We start from the raw sequence: 16053 nt of genomic DNA on the forward strand, positions 1-16053 counted from the left end.
TCGGCTCGCTCATCTGGTCGTAGACCTTGCGCAGCGCCGGCGCCATCTTGTTGCACAGCGTGCCCGCGACGATCATCACGTCCGACTGGCGGGGCGAGGCGCGCGGCGCGGCGCCGAACCGCTCCAGATCATAGCGCGGCATGTTGACGTGGATCATCTCCACCGCGCAGCAGGCAAGGCCGAACGTCATCCACCACAGCGAGCCGGTGCGCGCCCACTGGAACAGGTCCTCCGCCGACGTGACCAGAAAGCCCTTGTCGGTCAGCTCGCCGTTGAGTCCGTCGAAGAAGCCGGCGTCGGGCGGCGTCACCGCGACGCCCCCATCGGGGCGCGGCTGCAGCTCCACCGGGCCGGCGTGCCCTACCAAAGATGGCGTCATTCCCAATCCAGCGCCCCCTTCTTCCACGCATAGACAAGGCCCAGCGCCAGCTCGGCGATGAACAGCATCATCGCGAACCACGCCGTCCAGCCCAGCGTGAACACGCTCACCGCCCAGGGATAGAGGAATGCCGCCTCCAGATCGAAGACGATGAACAGGATCGCGACCAGATAGAAACGCACGTCGAACTGGCTGCGCGGGTCCTCGAACGCCGGAAAGCCGCACTCATACTCGCTGAGCTTCTCCGGCGTCGGCTTGTGCGCGCCGGTCAGCCGGGCGACCGCCATGGGCAGGAACACGAACGCGCTCGACAGCACGATCGCGACGCCCAGGAAGAGCAGGATGGGAAGATATTGCGACAGGTCGACCATGGTTACCGCACGTGCGAACGAATGCCCGGGATCTAGGCTCCGGTCGGAGGCGGAGCAAGGCCGCGAGAGGGTGAGAATGACTCGCAGGTGATGGGAAGGCAATCTTCGTCACCCCGGCCCCGTGCCGCGGTCCACCATGGGTCTGCCCGAACGCACGGTCACGGCGTGAGCACGTCAGGGCAGCCCGGACATGGATGCCGGCACAAGGCCGGCATGACGAGCCCGCGCCCGCGTTATCTCAGCGCCCCCGCCACCAGCTTGTGCAGCTTGGAATGCAGCCCGTCGTTCGCCGCGAGGAACTCGTTGCGCTCCATCGCCTTGTCGCCACCACGAAAGTCGGTGACGTAGCCACCGGCCTCGCGCACCAGCAGCAGGCCCGCCGCCACATCCCAGGGCTGGAGATCGGACTCCCAGAAGCCGTCATACCGCCCCGCCGCGACCCAGGCGAGATCGAGCGCGGCCGACCCGAGCCGGCGGATGCCCGCCACCTGCGGCGCCACCGCGCCGAAGATGCGGCTCCATTGCGCGAAGTCGCCATGACCCAGGAACGGGATGCCCGTCGCGATCAGCGCGTCCGCCAGGTCGCGGCGCGACGACACGCGCAGCCGCTGGTCGGTCAGCCAGGCGCCGCGCCCCTTCTCGGCCCAGAAGCTCTCGTCGGTCAGCGGCTGATAGACCAGCGCGGTGGTGATCTCGCGCTTGCCGCTCGGCAGCAGCTCCTCGACCGCGATCGAGATGGCGAAGTGCGGAATGCCGTGCAGGAAGTTGCTGGTGCCGTCGAGCGGGTCGACGATGAACCGCGGCTTGGCCGGATCGCCGGCGATCTCGCCGCGCTCCTCCATCAGGAAGCCCCAGTCGGGCCGCCCCCTGCTGAGTTCCTCGTACAGCGTCTGCTCGGCGCGCTGGTCGGCCATCGACACGAAGTCGGCCGGCCCCTTGCGGCTGACCTGGAGCTGCTGGACCTCGTTGAAATCGCGCCGCAACCGCGGCCCCGCCTTGCGCGCGGCGCGCTCCATGACGGTGAGAAGGCCGGAATGGGATGGCATGATTGTTACTCCGTCCCTCTCCCTCCAGGGCAGAGGGACAGACCGCGAAGCGGTCAGGGAGAGGGTATGTGATGGCAGGCCAGTCCCTCTCCCGGCTCGCTGCGCTCGCCTGCCCTCTCCCCTTGAGGGAGAGGGCGATCAGGTTCAGTCGGCTCGCCTGACATAGGTCTGCTCGTACACGTCCACCACGATCCGCGTCCCCGCGCCGATATGCGGCGGCACCATCACGCGCACGCCATTGTCCAGGATCGCGGGCTTGTAGCTGGACGAGGCGGTCTGCCCCTTCACCACCGCGTCGGCCTCCACGATCATCGCCTCGATCGTGCTCGGCAGCTCGACCGAGATCGGGCGCTCGTCATACAGCTCCAGCACCACGTCCATGCCGTCCTGGAGGAAGGCCGCGGCATCGCCCAGGATGCCCGCATCGAGCGTGATCTGCTCGTAATTGTCCTTGTCCATGAAGGTCAGCGCCTCGCCGTCCTTGAACAGGAACTGGAAATCCTTGGTGTCGAGCCGCACCCGCTCCACCGTCTCGGCCGAGCGGAAACGGACGTTGTTCTTGCGCCCGTCGATCAGGTTCTTGAGCTCCACCTGCATATAGGCGCCGCCCTTGCCGGGCTGGGTGTGCTGGATCTTCACGGCGCGCCAGATGCCGCCTTCATATTCGATGATGTTGCCGGGACGGATGTCCACGCCGCTGATCTTCATGGAAACGCCTGTGAGAAAGGGATGAGCGGCCCTAGCGCCCGCCGGGCTGATTGCCAACCTGACCCCGTCATGCCGGCCCCGTGCCGGCATCCACGCTCGGCTCGCCCCACCGGTATAGTGCAACGCGACATCGTCGGGATGTCCCGAGGTGGATCCCGGCACAGGGCCGGGATGACGCGCCGTCACCCGGCCGGCGCCTTCACCGTCGACCCGCGATAGATCTCGTCGATCGCGGCGCCCAGCGTCCGGTCGAACGTCGCGTCGTCCATCTCGTGCCGGAGGTCCGCCAGCAGCGCGCGGGAGAAGCTGGCGATCATGCCGTGGTTCCTGGCCAGCGCCGCGCTCGCCTCGGCGCGACCGAAGCCGCCCGACAGCGCGACCACGCGCGCGACGCGGTGATGGCCGGCCAGCTCGGCATACAGGTCCGCCTCGACGGGGATCGAGAGCTTGAGCATCACGCGGCGATCGCCCGTCAAGGTGTCGAGACGCCTGGCGATCTCCTCCTTCAGGATCATCTCGGCCTGCGCGCGCTCGGGGCTCTTGATGAGCACTTCCGGCTCCAGGATCGGCATCAGCCCGGCCGCGATCACCTGCTCGGCCACCGCGAACTGCTGTTCGACGATGCCTGCGATGCCGCTGCGCGACGCGAGCCGGATGGTGGAGCGCTCCTTGGTGCCGAACACGCCCAGGCCCTTGGCGCGGGCGAGCAGCGCGTCGAGGCCGGGCATCGGCTTCATCAGCTGGACGCCGTCGGCCTCGCCCTCCAGTCCCTTGTCGATCTTGAGGAACGGCACCACGCCGCGCCGCCACAGCGCGCTCGGCACGGGGACGCCGTCCGCGTCGCCGTCCATCGTCTTCTCGAACAGGATGGCGGCCAGCACCTTGTCGCCGCCGAACGACGGCGCGGTGATGATGCGGACGCGCATCTGGTGGATCAGTCCGAACATCTCGTCGTCGCTCGACCAGGAGCCGTCCGGCACGCCATAGGCCTTGAGCGCGCCGGGAGTGGACCCGCCGCTCTGGTCGAGCGCGGCGATGAACCCCGCCCCGCTCACCATCTGCGCCATCATCACCGCATGTACGTCCGCCATCTGATCCCTTTCGTCGTCGGTAGCCGTCACCCCGGCCTTGAGCCGGGGTCCCGCTTCTTCTACCCGGCTAAGAAAGGCAGCGGGACCGCGGGTCAAGCCCGGGGCGACGAGGGAAAGATGACATGGTCGAGCGGACCGAAGCACCCGACCCGCGCTGGACGGCGGTGGACCACTATATCGCCGACCAGCTGCTCGGGGACGAGCCGGCTTTGGCAGGCGCGCTCCGGGCCAATGCCTCAGCGGGCCTGCCCGACATCGACGTCGCGCCGGCGCAGGGACGCATGTTGCACCTGTTCGTCCGCATGACACGTGCCCGGCGCGTGCTGGAGATCGGCACGCTGGGCGGCTATTCGGCGATCGAGCTCGCCCGCGCGCTGCCCGAAGGCGGCCGGCTGGTGACGCTGGAGGTCGACCCGCACCACGCCGCGACCGCGCAGGCGAACATCGCGCGCGCGGGGCTGGGCGATCGCGTCGAGGTGCGCGTCGGCCCCGCCGCCGACACGCTGCGCGCGCTCGACGGCCCGTTCGACCTGATCTTCATCGACGCCGACAAGCCGTCGAACGTCACCTACCTGCGCGAGGCGCTGCGCCTCTCCCGCCCGGGCACGACGATCGTCGTCGACAATGTGATCCGCGAGGGCGGCGTGCTCGACGCCGACAGCGGCGACGACCGCATCCGCGGCACCCGCGCGCTGTTCGACGCGGTCGCCGCCGAGCCGCGCCTGACCGCCACCGCCATCCAGACCGTCGGCGTCAAGAAGTGGGACGGCTTCCTGCTCGCGGTCATGGCGGGATGAGGCTGTCCTACATGGATCGATGGTGGCAGCAGCGGGGAACAATGACCTGCCCGTCCGTCACCATCGGCGACCATCACGGTCATGCGTCGCGCCCATGCCTCAATTCAGCCTCGACTGCCGATGAGCGCGGCGGACGATCCGCTCCGCCCGCTCGACGCCAGCTTCAGGGCGAGCCCGGCGATCTATCGCAATGCGTTTGACCCTGAAGATATATTGAAGATCAGCCGCGCATGACCCTTCCCGACGATCCGCTCGGCCCGCTCGACCCCGATTTCGCCGCCGCGTTCCGGCGCAACGATCGGCGGCCGCCGTGCCAGCTCTATCTGATCTCGCCGCTCGACGTGGCGGGGCCGTTCCCCGATCGGCTCGCTCGCGCGCTCGATGCGGGGCCGGTCGCCGCCTTCCAGTTCCGCGTCAAGGACGTCGATCAGCACGAGGCCGCGCGCCTCGCCGAACCGCTCCAGCGGCTGTGCGCCGACCGCGACGTCGCGTTCATCGTCAACGACTCGATCGCGCTGGCGAAGCGCCTCGGCGCGGACGGCGTCCACCTGGGCCAGACGGACGGCGATCCGCGCGACGCGCGCGCCGCGCTCGGGCCGGGCGCGCAGATCGGCGTGACCTGCCACGACAGCCGCCACCTCGCGATGAATGCGGGCGAAGCGGGCGCGGATTACGTCGCGTTCGGCAGCTTCTATCCGACGACGACGAAGGAGGTCCGGCACCGCCCCGATCTCTCGATCCTCGGCTGGTGGAGCACGATGTTCGAGCTCCCCGCCGTCGCGATCGGCGGCATCACGCCGGCCAACGCCGCCCCGCTGGTCGCCGCGGGCGCCGACTTCCTGGCCGTCTCCGCCGGGGTCTGGACGCATCCGCTCGGCGAGGCGGCGGCGGTGCGCGCCTTTCAGGAGGTGCTGACCGGCTGAATCGCATGGGAGCCAACCTGCCGCCTCACCCGTTACGGCGGCAGCGTATCTGTCGAAAAGGATAGAACATGACGAAGGGGTTGCGGGCGAGTGTCGCCGTCGGGTTGGCGCTATCGGGCGCGGTGGCGGTGGCCGCCCCGACGCCGAAGCCGAAGCCGACGCCCTCTTCTGCTCCCGGCAAGCCTTCGCTCGACCGGTCGACGCTGCATGTCCAGGTGATCCTAGACCATCTCGGCTTCTCGCCGGGCATCCTCGATGGGCGTCCCGGTCTCTCGCTGACCGCGGCGCTCAAGGGTTTCCAGGAGAGCCGCGGCCTGCCCGTCACCGGCCAGATCGATGCGGCGACGCTGCAGGCGCTGCATCCCTATCGCGCCTGGCGGCCGGTCAAGACGCTGGCGCTGTCCGCCGACGCGCTCGCGGGCCCGTTCGTCAATCCGATCCCGCATGACGAGGACCAGCAGGCCAAGCTGCCGTCGCTCGGCTACCGCAACAGGCTGGAGAAGCTGGCGGAGATGTTTCACACCACGCCCGCGGTGCTGATCGAACTGAACAGCCCGCAGACCCGGCTCGCGCCGGGGGTGAAGGTCAACTTCCCCAACGCGTTGCCGACCAGCCGAGCCTATGATCCCAAGCTGCCCGATCACTGGCGCCAGACGCTGTTGATGCTGAACGTCGACGCCAACGAGCCCAAGGCGGCGAAGATCGTGGTCGACAAGTCCGACAGCGTGCTGCGCGTGCTGGACGCCAACGACCGGCTGGTGGCGCAGTTTCAGGTCACCACCGGCTCCGAGCACGACCCGCTGCCGCTCGGCACGCACAAGGTGACCAATTACGACTACAATCCCAAGTTCCGCTTCAACCCGGCGCTGTTCTGGGACGCGAAATCGACCGACCAGAAGGCGATGCTGCCGCCCGGGCCGAACGGGCCGGTGGGAGTCGTCTGGATGGACCTCAACATCCCGCATTACGGGATCCACGGCACGCCCGAGCCGCAATATATCGGCCGCACCGAGAGCCATGGCTGCGTGCGGATGACCAACTGGAACGCGGCGCGGCTGACGCTGATGATGAAGCCCGGCATCCCGGTGGTCTTCCAGGAATAGCGCATGACGCGGGTCGGCTGGGTCGTCCTCGCGCTGATCCTGCTCGCGGCGGGCATCTTCGCCTCGCTGCTCCGCGTCGGCGGCACGGCACCTGCCCCCGCCCCCCGCCCGGCGCCCCCACCGGGGCTGATCGTGCCGGTAGCCGGTGTCGACCGGGCGCAGCTGACCGACACCTGGGGGCAGGCGCGCAGCGAAGGCCGCGAGCATCACGGCACCGACATCGTCGCGCCAAGCCGCACGCCGGTGCTGGCGGCGGCCGCGGGCACGGTGGAAAAGCTGTTCGAGAGCGGGCGCGGCGGCACCGCGCTGTACGAGCGTTCGCCCGACCGGCGCTGGACCTTCTATTACGCCCACCTCGCGGGCTACGCGCCCGGCCTGCGCGAAGGCGAGCCGGTCCGCGCCGGTCAGCTGCTCGGCTATGTCGGCGACACCGGTGACGCCGGGGCGGGCAACTTCCACCTCCACTTCGGCCTCACCCGCACCACGCCCGACCAGCACTGGTATCAGGGCGACGACGTCAACGCGTTCCCGTTCCTCCGCACCGGTCAGGCGCTACCCTGACGCGAGCGCCGCCACGCCGGGCAGCTCGCGGCCTTCCATCCATTCCAGGAACGCGCCGCCCGCGGTCGAGACGAAGGTGAAATCGTCCGCAACGCCTGCCTGGTTGAGCGCGGCCACCGTGTCGCCGCCGCCGGCGACCGAGGTGAGCCCGCCCTCCTTGGTCAGCGCCGCCGCCGTCCGGGCGAGCGCCACCGTCGCCGCATCGAAGGGTGGCGTCTCGAACGCGCCGAGCGGGCCGTTCCACACCAGCGTGCGGCAGGTCTTGAGCACATCGCCCAGCGCCTCGACGGCGGCCGGGCCGACGTCCAGGATCATCTCGTCGGCGGCGACCTCGTGCACGTTGACCGTGCGCGTCGGCGGATTCGCCCGGAACTCGGTCGCGACCACCACGTCATAGGGCAGGTGGACGGTGCAGCCGGCCCGGTCGGCGGCGGCCATGATCTCCTCCGCCGTGCCGGCCAGGTCATGCTCGCACAGCGACTTGCCGACGCCGACGCCGCGCGCCGCCAGGAACGTATTGGCCATGCCGCCGCCGATGATGAGGTGATCGACCCGGCCGACCAGATGTTTCAGCACGTCCAGCTTGGTCGAGACCTTCGCCCCGCCCACCACTGCGGCGACCGGATGCTCGGGATCGCCCAGCGCCTTTTCCAGCGCGTCCAGCTCCGCCTCCATCGCCCGGCCGGCAAAGGCGGGCAGCCGATGCGCCAATCCCTCCGTAGAGGCATGTGCCCGGTGCGCCGCCGAGAAGGCGTCGTTGACGTAGAGATCGCCGAGCGCGGCGAAGCGCTCCACCACCGCGGGATCGTTCTTCTCCTCGCCACCGAAGAAGCGGGTATTTTCCAGCACCGCGATATCGCCGGGCAAGAGCGTCGCGACGGCCGCGGTGTCACCCTCCCAATCGATATACCGCACGGGCCGACCGAGCACCTGCGCGTAGGGCCGGACGATCTGCGCCAGCGACATGCCCGGGCTCGGCACGCCGTCGGGCCGACCGAAATGGGCGAGCACCAGCACGATCGCGTCGCGGTCGGCGAGCTCGGTCACGGTGGCCAGCGTCGCGCGCAGGCGGGTGTCGTCGGTCACCTGACCGTCGGCCATCGGCACGTTCAGGTCCTCGCGCACCAGCACGCGCTTGCCCGAGACCTCGCCTATGTCGTCCAGCGTCTTGAACCCGCGCACCATGCCGCTCTCCATCCGTGGCCGGGCGTTACCGGGCGGTCGGCATCAGGCCAACCCCTCCAGCCGGATCACGTCGCCGACCAGCACGGTCCCGCCCTGGCGCACGCGGCTGCACACGCCGCCGCGCCAGTCGACCAGCAGCGCCTCGAACAGGCCGGGCGCCAGCACCTCCATCCGCTCGCATGGATGGGTGAAGCGCGTCACCTCCAGCACCACGTCGCGACCGAGCCTGAGCAGCACACCGGGCACCTGCGGCAGGTCGAAGCCATCCACCGCCACGTTGCAGCGACGCTCCCACCAGGGCAGCTCCACGCCGACCTGGGCGCAGGCGTCAGCCCAATCGCTCCGCTCCATCAGCGTCACCTGGCGCTTGCCTGTGCCGTTGGGCTTGCGCTGGCCGCGATGGTCGCCGGTGATGCCGCCGGCCTCGGTGATCTCGGCCCGCTCCAGCACCTCCATCGGCGCCTTGCGATAGGCCTTGCGCGCCAGCCCGGCGATCACCCCGATATCGACGGTGGCGGCCGGGCTGAGGCCGGTAAGCGGCTGATCGGTCATGCGGAGGCTCCGCCGCGGCGACACCCCCCGTCCCGCCGACGCCCACGGTTATTGCAGTGCAACGATTGCTTCGCAACCCGCTTCGGCGCGCGCTCGCCTCAGATCAACGCGGCCATCGCGGTCGCGGTGTCGACCATCCGATTCGAGAACCCCCACTCATTGTCGTACCAGCTGACGACGCGCACCAGCTTGCCGTCGATCACCGCCGTTTCCAGGCTGTCGACGGTCGACGAGGCGGGCGTGTGGACGATGTCGATCGACACCAGCGGCTCGTCGGACCAGGCGAGCACGCCCTTCATCGGCCCCTCGGCGGCGTCCTTCAGCAGCTGGTTGACCTCTTCGCGGGTGGTGTCGCGCCTGGGCGTGAAGGTCAGGTCGACCAGGCTGCCGTCGGGCACCGGCACGCGCACCGCCGAGCCGTCGAGCTTGCCCTTCAGCTCCGGCAGCACCTCGCCCACCGCGCGGGCGGCGCCGGTGGTGGTCGGGATGATGCTCATTGCGGCGGCGCGGGCGCGACGCAGGTCGGGGTGAATCTGGTCCAGGATCTTCTGGTCGTTGGTATAGGCGTGGATGGTGGTCATCAGCCCGCGCTCGATGCCCATCGCGTCGTTCAGCACCTTGGCGACCGGCGCCAGGCAGTTGGTGGTGCAGCTGGCGTTGGAGACGATGTGGTGATCCGCCGTCAGTCGGTCGTGGTTGACGCCATAGACCACGGTCAGGTCGACGCCCTTGGCGGGGGCCGAGATCAGCACCTTCCTCGCACCCGCGTCGAGGTGCTTCTGCGCGCTGTCGCGATCGGTGAAGAAGCCGGTGCATTCCAGCACGAGGTCGATGCCCAGCTCGCCATGCGGCAGCCTGGCGGGATCGCGCTCGGCGGTGACGCGGATATGCCTGCCGTCGACCACCAGATCCTGGCCCTCGGCGTGGACGTCGCCTGGGTATCTACCGTGGACGCTGTCGCGGCTGAACAGCCAGGCGTTGCTCCTGGCGTCGGCCAGGTCGTTGATCGCGACCAGCTCCAGCGCGTCCCCGCCACTCTCCAGCATCGCTCGCGCGACGAGGCGGCCGATGCGCCCGAAGCCGTTGATCGCCACCTTTACCGCCATGTCCAAACTCCTGCGTGGGATGGGAGGGGCGGCCCGCTGCGTGAGGTCGGCCGCCCCCGTCCGAATGGCGGCGCCCATGCGGGGCCGCGCCCGTCACTGTCAACCGGACGCCGTCCCGGAATGGGCTTGCCGCTCCCGCCCTGCCCGCTTATCCGCCACCACCTATGGCCGAGCCCGCAGCCACTGGTGTCTCCAGCGCCGACCGCATCGACACCGCGCTCGCCCGCATCGAGGCGGCGATCACGGCGCGCGCCGACGAGGCGGAGGCGATCGCCCGACGACATGCCGCGCTGAAGGCGCGGATGGCGGAAGCGGTCGCCGCGCTCGACGACGTCATCGCCAGGACGCCTGAGGGCTGATGGCGCAGGTGCAGCTCTCGATCGGTGGCCGCGCCATGGCCGTGGCCTGCCGCGACGGCGAGGAGGGCCGCGTGCGCCTGCTCGGCCGGATGCTGGACGAGCGCTGGCCAGCAGCCGAGCGTGCGGCGGGCGGGGTCGCCGACCGCGCGATGTTCTTCCTCGCGCTGATGCTCGCCGACGACCTGGACGAGGCGGAGCACCGCCCGCCGGCGGGCGCGGCGGTCAGCGAGACCGCGGTGGTGCGGATCGCCGAGCGGCTGGAGAGGCTCGCCGACGCCCTTGAGCAAACGCCGCCCAGCGCCTAGATAGCAAGGCGGCGGGTACTGCCCGGTACGAGCCTTTTTATCCCTGAGGCTATTCATCATCCATTGGGGGCTGTCCCTGCGCAGATCCTGGTCTGACGTACATGGTCCCCACCTGACGTACCGTGCGTCAGTGGATATACCGGTCAACGGCCATGGCGGTCCCGCCACCGCACCGCGCGCATGTCGATAGCGTTGCTGCCGACGAGACGCGCCAGCGCCGCCGGCGGCTCGCGCCAGCGAACCCGTCCGACGACCTGGGCTTTGCCCAGGTCGGTCTGTCCCGAGCGCCTGCCTTGGCAGGCCGTCGAAAGGCGGCTTCGCTGCGAGGCAAGCTCGTGCTGACGGACAAACCCGTGATGCGCGCCCGCCTGCGCGCCGTCCGGGACGCGGCCATCGGCCCACCCATCCCGCCGCCGCCGCAATTCGTCGAACGCCTGCGTCCCGGACTGGTGGTGGCGAGCTACGTTCCCGTCGGGGGCGAGGCGGATCCGGCATCGTTCGTCGCCGCCGCGCTGGCGGCGGGCGGCCGGATCGCGCTACCCCATGTCGTCGATCGCGCGACGCCGCTGCGCTTCCTCGCCTGGGCGGGAGACGCGGCGCTGCTGCCGGGACCGTTCGGCCTGCGCCAGCCCGCGCCCGACCTGCCGCCGCTGACGCCCGACATCATCCTGACGCCGCTGGTCGGCTTCGACCGGCGCGGCAACCGGCTGGGTCAGGGCGCGGCGCATTACGACCGCGCCTTCGCATCGCATCCCGATGCCTGGCGGGTCGGGATCGCCTGGGCGGCCCAGGAGGTTGAGAAGCTGAAGACGGACCCGTGGGACATCCCGCTCCACGCGGTCGCCACCGAACAGGAATGGATCGAGCCATGACGCCCTCCTGGCGCAAACCCTTCGGCGTGCTGGCCATCCTGGCGCTGATTGTAATCTGGTCGGTGCTGATCGCCAGCCTGTCGGGGACGGTCGGCGGCTGGGCGTGGCCGCTGCAGCTGGCATTTTATGTCTTTACGGGGATCGTGTGGATCGCGCCGTTGAAGCCGGTGCTGCGGTGGATGGAAGCGGGTAGCCGGGTTGAATGAACGCGCCGCGGGCAAAGCCCGCGTCGTCGGTCGTCGGCAGGCCGACGCCGGCCGCGCTTGCGCGTTGCAGAAATTGCTTCGCTATTTCTGTGCTCGCTGCGCGGTGGCGCGAGTGACGGGGCTCGAACCCGCGACCTCCGGCGTGACAGGCCGGCGCTCTAACCAACTGAGCTACACCCGCATCGCTGCGTGAGGCGGGCCGGTTAGGCGAGGGTCCCAGACCTGTCAACCGCGCTGTCCGCTGCCGGCCCGTCGCCGCGCCCCGGCCGCCGCCGGCGCTCGCCGCGCGATTTCACCAGCGCGCCCTGCTCGAACAGGAAGCCGGCGATGTCCGGCTTGCCCGCCGCGCCGAGCACCGTCTGCCCGATGATGAGCAGCGGCACCGCCAGCAGCGCCCCTGGCGTGCCCCACACCCACGTCCAGAAGCTGAGCGAGATGAGGATCATCAGCGGGCTGATCGTCAGGCGGTGGCCGACGATGGTCGGCGTCACCACGTTCGCCTCGATCAGGTGGCAACCGATCATGATCGCCGGCGGCACCAGCGCGGTCCAGATGTCGGCGAAGAGCATCAGCCCGCCCACCGCCATCAGGAGCGCGGCGATGATCGGCCCGAAATACGGGACATAGTTGAGCAGCGTCACCAAGCCGCCCCACATCAGCGGATACGGCATGCCGAACAGCCACAGGGCGCCCGCGACGATCAGCCCCAGCGCGATATTGATGAGCGTGATCGTGCCGAGATAGGCCGACACGTCGTCCACCACGTCCTGAATCACGCGCGCGGTCGCCATCGCGCCGTCGAAGCTGGCGCGCTCGGTGATGGTGCGGCGGCGAATGCCCGTCCAGCCGGACAGGAAGAAGAACACGACCAGGACGCCGAACAGGACCTGCACGATCACCGCCGGCGCGCTGGTCGCGGCGAGCTCCAGGATCGAGCTCGGCGGGGCGGAGACGGTGCGGGCGGCGCGGATCGGCGTGGAGGCGATCTGGTGGAAGAAGCGGTTCACCGACCGCTCCAGGCTCGAATACAGCTCCAGCAGCGGCGCCAGATTGTGCTGGATGCGCCCCAGCCGGCGGGGCAGCAGCTGGAAGAAGTCGCTGGCCGGCACGACGATCGCCGCCACCGCGATGTTGGCGATCGTCAGGAACAGGAGCACGCAGAACAGCGCGGCGAGCGGCGACGGGACGCGCTGACGCTCCAGCCATTCGAGCAGCGGCACCAGCGCGATCGCGATCACCAGCGCGACGGTGAGCGGCAGGAAGAACGTCGCGCCGAGCTGCAGCGCGAATGGCAGGCCGAGCACGAGGCCGATGCCCGCGATCAGCGTCAGCGCGGCGAGTAGCCGGTCGCGTCGCTCGATGAGCGCCGCGGGCTCGTCCGGCAAGAGCGGCACGGCGCGCTGGATAGGGCGGTCCTGATCGGCCACGCGCCGACCCTACCCCCCTTGCCAGCGGCGCGAAAGCGGGCATCGGTGTCGACAAGGAGAGAATGATGGCCGACCACCTGCTGGTGATCGACGAGGGCACCACCTCGACGCGCGCGATGCTGTTCACCGCCGATGGGACATGCGTCGCCAGCCAGGCGGCGGAGCTGACGCAGGGCTACCCGCGCCCCGGCTGGGTGGAGCATGACGCGGCCGAGATCTGGCGAGAGAGCGCGCGCTGCGCGGCCGCGATGACGGAGCGCGCCGGCGGGCCGGACCGGATCGCCGCGATCGGGCTCACCAACCAGCGCGAGACAGTAGTGTTCTGGGACAGGCAGACCGGCGAGCCGCTCGGCCCCGCGATCGTCTGGCAGGACCGGCGCACCGCCGACATCACCCGCAAGCTGCGCGAGGACGGGCATGAGCAGGCGGTGCAACGGCGCACCGGCCTGCTCCTCGACCCCTATTTCTCCGGCTCGAAGATCGGCTGGGCGATGCGCGAATGGCCCGAGCTGACGGCGGCCGGCGACCGGCTCGCCGTCGGCACGGTCGACAGCTGGCTCGCCTGGAAACTGACCGGGGCGCACGTCACCGACGCCACCAACGCCAGCCGCACCGCATTGATGGCGCTGGACGGCGGCTGGGACGACGGGCTCGCCGAGCTGTTCGGCGCGCCGCGCCGGGCGCTGCCCGAGATCGTCGACTGCGCGGGCGCGATCGGCGAGACGACGCTGTTCGGCGGGCGCATCCCCGTCACCGGCATGGCGGGCGATCAGCAGGCGGCGGCGATCGGCCAGGCGTGCCTCAACCACGGCGACACCAAGGCCACGTTCGGGACGGGCGCGTTCATCCTGACGCATACCGGCGAGACGGCCCCGACCTCGGACCACCGGCTGCTGGGCACCGTCGCCTGGCAGCTCGGCGGCATCCGCGCCTATGCCCTGGAGGGATCGGTGTTCGTCGCGGGCAGCCTGGTCAAATGGCTGCGCGACACGCTGGGGCTGATCGGCGATGCGGGCGAGACGGCGGCGCTGGCGGCGAGTGTCGCGGACAATGGCGGCGTCTATCTGGTGCCCGCGTTGTCGGGGCTGGGCGCGCCGTGGTGGGAGCCCGAGGCGCGCGGCGCGCTGACCGGCCTCAGCTTCGCCACCACCCGCGCGCATGTCGTCCGCGCCGGGCTGGAGGCGATGGCGTATCAGGCGCACGACCTCAAGGAGGCGTTCGCGGCGGACGGCGCCGACTGGTCGCGCCTCAGGATCGACGGCGGCATGGTCGCCAACGACTGGATGGCGCAGGACCTCGCCGACATGCTCGGCCTGACGGTGGAGCGGCCACGCTTCGCCGAGACGACGGCGCTCGGCGCGGCGATGCTGGCGGGCGTCGGCGCGGGCCTGTTCCGCGACCTCGCCGAGGCGAGCGCGATGCGCGGCGAGGTGGAACCGTTCGCGCCGACGCTGGACGATGCCGCGCGCACGCAACGGCTGGCGGGATGGAAGAAGGCGGTGGAGCGGGTGGTGAGCTCGTGAGGGGGGCCACGCGGTCGATCGCTTATGCCGGCGTTTGATCCAGCCGCTACGAAGCTCTGAGCTACCTCATGGCTTCAAACCAGCTGGATCAGACTCGAGGCGAGAGGATCACGCCCTCGTTCGGCCGAAGCTGGTCTGCGCCGTCCTCGCCGATCGTTGACAGCAGGACGGTCCCGCGGAACGGCAGCGGGCGCGCCTGCGCCGTCAGGTTGAGCGCCACGCTCAGCCGCTCGCCGCCCTCGCGCCGTTCATAGGCGATCACGCCGTCCGCCGCCTCGACCAGCGTCATCTCGCCGAGCGCCAGCGCCGGGTATTCGCGCCGCAGCCGCAGCAGGGCCTGGTAGAGGCGCAGCATCGAGCCCGCATCCGCCGTCTGGGTCGCGACGTTGCGGGCGGGCCAATCGTCGGGCAGCGGCAGCCACGTCGCGGTGGCCGAGGAGAAGCCCGCCTGCGGGCTCGTGTCCCACGGCATCGGCGTGCGCGAGCGGTCCCGGCCCAGCCCCAGCCCCGGCTCGCGCAGCTCGCGGGGATCGCGGATGCGGTCGGGCGGGATCGTCACCTCGCCGATGCCGAGTTCGTCACCCTGATACAGGGTGGGCGTGCCCCGCAGCGTGAGGAGCAGCATCGCGGCGACGCGCGCCTGCGCCTCGCCGACGCGCGCGGCGATTCGCGCGGCGTCGTGGCTGCCGATCACCCAGTTTGGCCAGCCCCAATCGGGGATGGAGGCGAGATAGTCGCCGATTACCCGCTTGAGCACGGCCGCGTTCCAGGGGCTCTCGATCAGCGAGAAGTTAAACGGCAGGTGGACTTGCGGACGCTCCGGCGTCCCGAACCAGCGGGCGAGGCGGTCGTTCGGCAGGAAGATCTCGCCGATCAGCACGCGCTTCCGGCCGGTTCTGGCGCCATAACCGTCCACCAGTGCGCGCAGGTCGGCCGCGATCGCATGCGCCTCGGGCTGATCGGTCGAATGGTGCTGGAGGACGCGGTCGCGCTCGCCGAGATGGGGGCCCCAGGCCGGGTTGGGCGGATTGTCCGGGAAATCCGCCGCCTTCACGATATGCCACAGCACGTCGATGCGGAAGCCGTCGACGCCGCGATCCAGCCAGAAGCGCAGCACGTCGGTCATCGCCGCGCGCAGCTCCGGGTTGCGCCAGTTCAGGTCCGGCTGCTGTTTGAGGAACGCGTGCAGGTAATATTGCCCGGTCGCCGCGTCCCATTCCCACGAGGAGCCGCCGAAGTCGCTGGTCCAGTTGTTGGGCGGCCCCCGAGACTCGCCGGCGCCGGGCGCGGGATCGCGCCAGATATACCAGTCGCGCTTCGGATTGGTGCGCGACGAACGGCTTTCGACGAACCAGGGATGCTGGTCCGAGCTGTGGTTGGGGACGAAATCGAGCAGCAGCCTCAGTCCGCGCGCGTGCGCTGCCGCGAGCAGCCGGTCGAAATCGGCGAGCGTGCCAAACACCGGCGCGACACCGGTATAATCGGCCACGTCATAGCCGAAATCGGCCATCGGCGACGGGAAGATCGGCGACAGCCACA

Annotated in this window: 20 protein-coding genes and 1 tRNA gene; 10 read left to right on the forward strand and 11 right to left on the reverse strand. The window is 70.1% G+C overall.

The features are described 5' to 3' along the window. The 5 genes from nuoB to ACFE64_RS11915 form a co-directional block, all read right to left on the reverse strand. The coding region (gene nuoB / locus ACFE64_RS11895) for an NADH-quinone oxidoreductase subunit NuoB (protein WP_375392679.1) at positions 1 to 379 on the reverse strand (379 nt) is incomplete at its 3' end. After that, the gene (gene ndhC, locus ACFE64_RS11900; RefSeq protein ID WP_375392680.1) at positions 376 to 750 is read right to left on the reverse strand and encodes an NADH-quinone oxidoreductase subunit A; all 375 of its coding nucleotides are present in this window, start codon (positions 748 to 750) and stop codon (positions 376 to 378) included. The genes ndhC and nuoB, both read right to left, overlap by 4 nt. A gap of 233 nt (positions 751 to 983) precedes the next feature. Then, positions 984 to 1796 (reverse strand): inositol monophosphatase family protein, encoded by an 813-nt coding sequence (locus ACFE64_RS11905; RefSeq protein WP_375392681.1) that lies wholly within the window; start codon positions 1794 to 1796, stop codon positions 984 to 986. 144 nt (positions 1797 to 1940) lie between these two features. Continuing rightward, positions 1941 to 2504, reverse strand: a complete 564-nt coding sequence (gene efp / locus ACFE64_RS11910; protein ID WP_375392682.1) for an elongation factor P — start codon at positions 2502 to 2504, stop codon at positions 1941 to 1943. A gap of 182 nt (positions 2505 to 2686) precedes the next feature. After that, on the reverse strand, positions 2687 to 3595 hold the full coding sequence (locus ACFE64_RS11915; RefSeq protein WP_375392683.1) for a fructose bisphosphate aldolase: 909 nt from the start codon (positions 3593 to 3595) through the stop codon (positions 2687 to 2689). A gap of 122 nt (positions 3596 to 3717) precedes the next feature. Here ACFE64_RS11915 and ACFE64_RS11920 point away from each other — a divergent pair, with 122 nt between their 5' ends. The 5 genes from ACFE64_RS11920 to ACFE64_RS11940 all read left to right on the forward strand — a co-directional run bounded on the left by ACFE64_RS11920 (position 3718) and on the right by ACFE64_RS11940 (position 6979). Next, on the forward strand, positions 3718 to 4392 hold the full coding sequence (locus ACFE64_RS11920) for an O-methyltransferase (RefSeq protein WP_375392684.1): 675 nt from the start codon (positions 3718 to 3720) through the stop codon (positions 4390 to 4392). A gap of 81 nt (positions 4393 to 4473) precedes the next feature. Then, entirely contained in the window at positions 4474 to 4626 is a 153-nt protein-coding gene (locus ACFE64_RS11925) for a hypothetical protein (RefSeq protein WP_375392685.1), read from the forward strand. Further along, the gene (thiE, locus tag ACFE64_RS11930; RefSeq protein WP_375392686.1) at positions 4623 to 5315 is read left to right on the forward strand and encodes a thiamine phosphate synthase; all 693 of its coding nucleotides are present in this window, start codon (positions 4623 to 4625) and stop codon (positions 5313 to 5315) included. Before ACFE64_RS11925 ends, thiE begins: the two co-directional genes overlap by 4 nt. A gap of 68 nt (positions 5316 to 5383) precedes the next feature. Beyond that, the gene (locus tag ACFE64_RS11935) at positions 5384 to 6418 is read left to right on the forward strand and encodes a L,D-transpeptidase (protein ID WP_375392687.1); all 1035 of its coding nucleotides are present in this window, start codon (positions 5384 to 5386) and stop codon (positions 6416 to 6418) included. A gap of 3 nt (positions 6419 to 6421) precedes the next feature. Further along, positions 6422 to 6979 (forward strand): M23 family metallopeptidase, encoded by a 558-nt coding sequence (locus ACFE64_RS11940; protein WP_375392688.1) that lies wholly within the window; start codon positions 6422 to 6424, stop codon positions 6977 to 6979. On the opposite strand, the gene ACFE64_RS11945 is transcribed toward ACFE64_RS11940, so the two are convergent. The 3 genes from ACFE64_RS11945 to gap form a co-directional block, all read right to left on the reverse strand. Next, on the reverse strand, positions 6971 to 8164 hold the full coding sequence (locus tag ACFE64_RS11945) for a phosphoglycerate kinase (RefSeq protein ID WP_375392689.1): 1194 nt from the start codon (positions 8162 to 8164) through the stop codon (positions 6971 to 6973). The two genes, ACFE64_RS11940 and ACFE64_RS11945, sit on opposite strands and share 9 nt — an antisense overlap. Positions 8165 to 8206: 42 nt before the next feature. After that, a complete protein-coding gene (locus ACFE64_RS11950; RefSeq protein WP_375392690.1) occupies positions 8207 to 8716 on the reverse strand; it encodes an MOSC domain-containing protein in 510 nt (169 codons plus the stop codon). 98 nt (positions 8717 to 8814) lie between these two features. Beyond that, positions 8815 to 9822 carry a type I glyceraldehyde-3-phosphate dehydrogenase gene (gene gap / locus ACFE64_RS11955; protein WP_375392691.1) on the reverse strand — a complete coding sequence of 336 codons (1008 nt, stop codon included), beginning with the start codon at positions 9820 to 9822 and terminating at the stop codon, positions 8815 to 8817. Between the two features lie 164 nt (positions 9823 to 9986). On the opposite strand from gap, the gene ACFE64_RS11960 reads away from it, so the two are divergent. The 4 genes from ACFE64_RS11960 (at position 9987) to ACFE64_RS11975 (ending at position 11564) form a co-directional block, all read left to right on the forward strand. After that, positions 9987 to 10181: a hypothetical protein gene (locus ACFE64_RS11960; RefSeq protein ID WP_375392692.1), complete on the forward strand. Its 195-nt coding sequence runs from the start codon at positions 9987 to 9989 to the stop codon at positions 10179 to 10181. Continuing rightward, positions 10181 to 10486 (forward strand): cell division protein ZapA, encoded by a 306-nt coding sequence (locus ACFE64_RS11965; protein ID WP_375392693.1) that lies wholly within the window; start codon positions 10181 to 10183, stop codon positions 10484 to 10486. The genes ACFE64_RS11960 and ACFE64_RS11965 overlap by 1 nt, the downstream gene beginning before the upstream one ends. A 338-nt stretch (positions 10487 to 10824) precedes the next feature. After that, on the forward strand, positions 10825 to 11358 hold the full coding sequence (locus ACFE64_RS11970) for a 5-formyltetrahydrofolate cyclo-ligase (protein WP_375392698.1): 534 nt from the start codon (positions 10825 to 10827) through the stop codon (positions 11356 to 11358). Beyond that, positions 11355 to 11564: a DUF2842 domain-containing protein gene (locus tag ACFE64_RS11975; protein ID WP_375392694.1), complete on the forward strand. Its 210-nt coding sequence runs from the start codon at positions 11355 to 11357 to the stop codon at positions 11562 to 11564. The genes ACFE64_RS11970 and ACFE64_RS11975 overlap by 4 nt, the downstream gene beginning before the upstream one ends. 104 nt (positions 11565 to 11668) lie before the next feature. Here ACFE64_RS11975 and ACFE64_RS11980 read toward each other — a convergent pair. Next, positions 11669 to 11745, reverse strand: a tRNA-Asp gene (locus ACFE64_RS11980). A 22-nt stretch (positions 11746 to 11767) separates the two neighbouring features. Then, a complete protein-coding gene (locus tag ACFE64_RS11985; RefSeq protein WP_375392695.1) occupies positions 11768 to 12958 on the reverse strand; it encodes an AI-2E family transporter in 1191 nt (396 codons plus the stop codon). Between the two features lie 98 nt (positions 12959 to 13056). On the opposite strand from ACFE64_RS11985, the gene ACFE64_RS11990 reads away from it, so the two are divergent. Next, positions 13057 to 14514: a glycerol kinase gene (locus ACFE64_RS11990; protein ID WP_375392696.1), complete on the forward strand. Its 1458-nt coding sequence runs from the start codon at positions 13057 to 13059 to the stop codon at positions 14512 to 14514. Between the two features lie 88 nt (positions 14515 to 14602). Here ACFE64_RS11990 and ACFE64_RS11995 read toward each other — a convergent pair. After that, positions 14603 to 16053, reverse strand: a 1451-nt coding sequence (locus ACFE64_RS11995) for an alpha-amylase family glycosyl hydrolase (protein WP_375392697.1), incomplete at its 5' end; no start/stop codon positions are given.

The sequence above is a fragment of the uncultured Sphingomonas sp. genome, assembly GCF_964250165.1.
GTDB lineage: Bacteria > Pseudomonadota > Alphaproteobacteria > Sphingomonadales > Sphingomonadaceae > Sphingomonas.

Excerpts from the sequence above, each read along its gene's own strand:
- thiE (WP_375392686.1), top strand. The coding sequence starts at position 4,623 with ATGACCCTTCCCGACGATCCGCTCGGCCCGCTCGACCCCGATTTCGCC.
- ACFE64_RS11935 (WP_375392687.1), top strand. The coding sequence starts at position 5,384 with ATGACGAAGGGGTTGCGGGCGAGTGTCGCCGTCGGGTTGGCGCTATCG.
- ACFE64_RS11940 (WP_375392688.1), top strand. The coding sequence starts at position 6,422 with ATGACGCGGGTCGGCTGGGTCGTCCTCGCGCTGATCCTGCTCGCGGCG.
- gap (WP_375392691.1), bottom strand. The coding sequence starts at position 9,822 with ATGGCGGTAAAGGTGGCGATCAACGGCTTCGGGCGCATCGGCCGCCTC.
- ACFE64_RS11990 (WP_375392696.1), top strand. The coding sequence starts at position 13,057 with ATGGCCGACCACCTGCTGGTGATCGACGAGGGCACCACCTCGACGCGC.
- ACFE64_RS11965 (WP_375392693.1), top strand. The coding sequence starts at position 10,181 with ATGGCGCAGGTGCAGCTCTCGATCGGTGGCCGCGCCATGGCCGTGGCC.
- efp (WP_375392682.1), bottom strand. The coding sequence starts at position 2,504 with ATGAAGATCAGCGGCGTGGACATCCGTCCCGGCAACATCATCGAATAT.
- ACFE64_RS11975 (WP_375392694.1), top strand. The coding sequence starts at position 11,355 with ATGACGCCCTCCTGGCGCAAACCCTTCGGCGTGCTGGCCATCCTGGCG.
- ACFE64_RS11920 (WP_375392684.1), top strand. The coding sequence starts at position 3,718 with ATGGTCGAGCGGACCGAAGCACCCGACCCGCGCTGGACGGCGGTGGAC.
- ndhC (WP_375392680.1), bottom strand. The coding sequence starts at position 750 with ATGGTCGACCTGTCGCAATATCTTCCCATCCTGCTCTTCCTGGGCGTC.
- ACFE64_RS11925 (WP_375392685.1), top strand. The coding sequence starts at position 4,474 with ATGCGTCGCGCCCATGCCTCAATTCAGCCTCGACTGCCGATGAGCGCG.
- ACFE64_RS11950 (WP_375392690.1), bottom strand. The coding sequence starts at position 8,716 with ATGACCGATCAGCCGCTTACCGGCCTCAGCCCGGCCGCCACCGTCGAT.
- ACFE64_RS11905 (WP_375392681.1), bottom strand. The coding sequence starts at position 1,796 with ATGCCATCCCATTCCGGCCTTCTCACCGTCATGGAGCGCGCCGCGCGC.
- ACFE64_RS11960 (WP_375392692.1), top strand. The coding sequence starts at position 9,987 with ATGGCCGAGCCCGCAGCCACTGGTGTCTCCAGCGCCGACCGCATCGAC.
- ACFE64_RS11945 (WP_375392689.1), bottom strand. The coding sequence starts at position 8,164 with ATGGTGCGCGGGTTCAAGACGCTGGACGACATAGGCGAGGTCTCGGGC.
- ACFE64_RS11915 (WP_375392683.1), bottom strand. The coding sequence starts at position 3,595 with ATGGCGGACGTACATGCGGTGATGATGGCGCAGATGGTGAGCGGGGCG.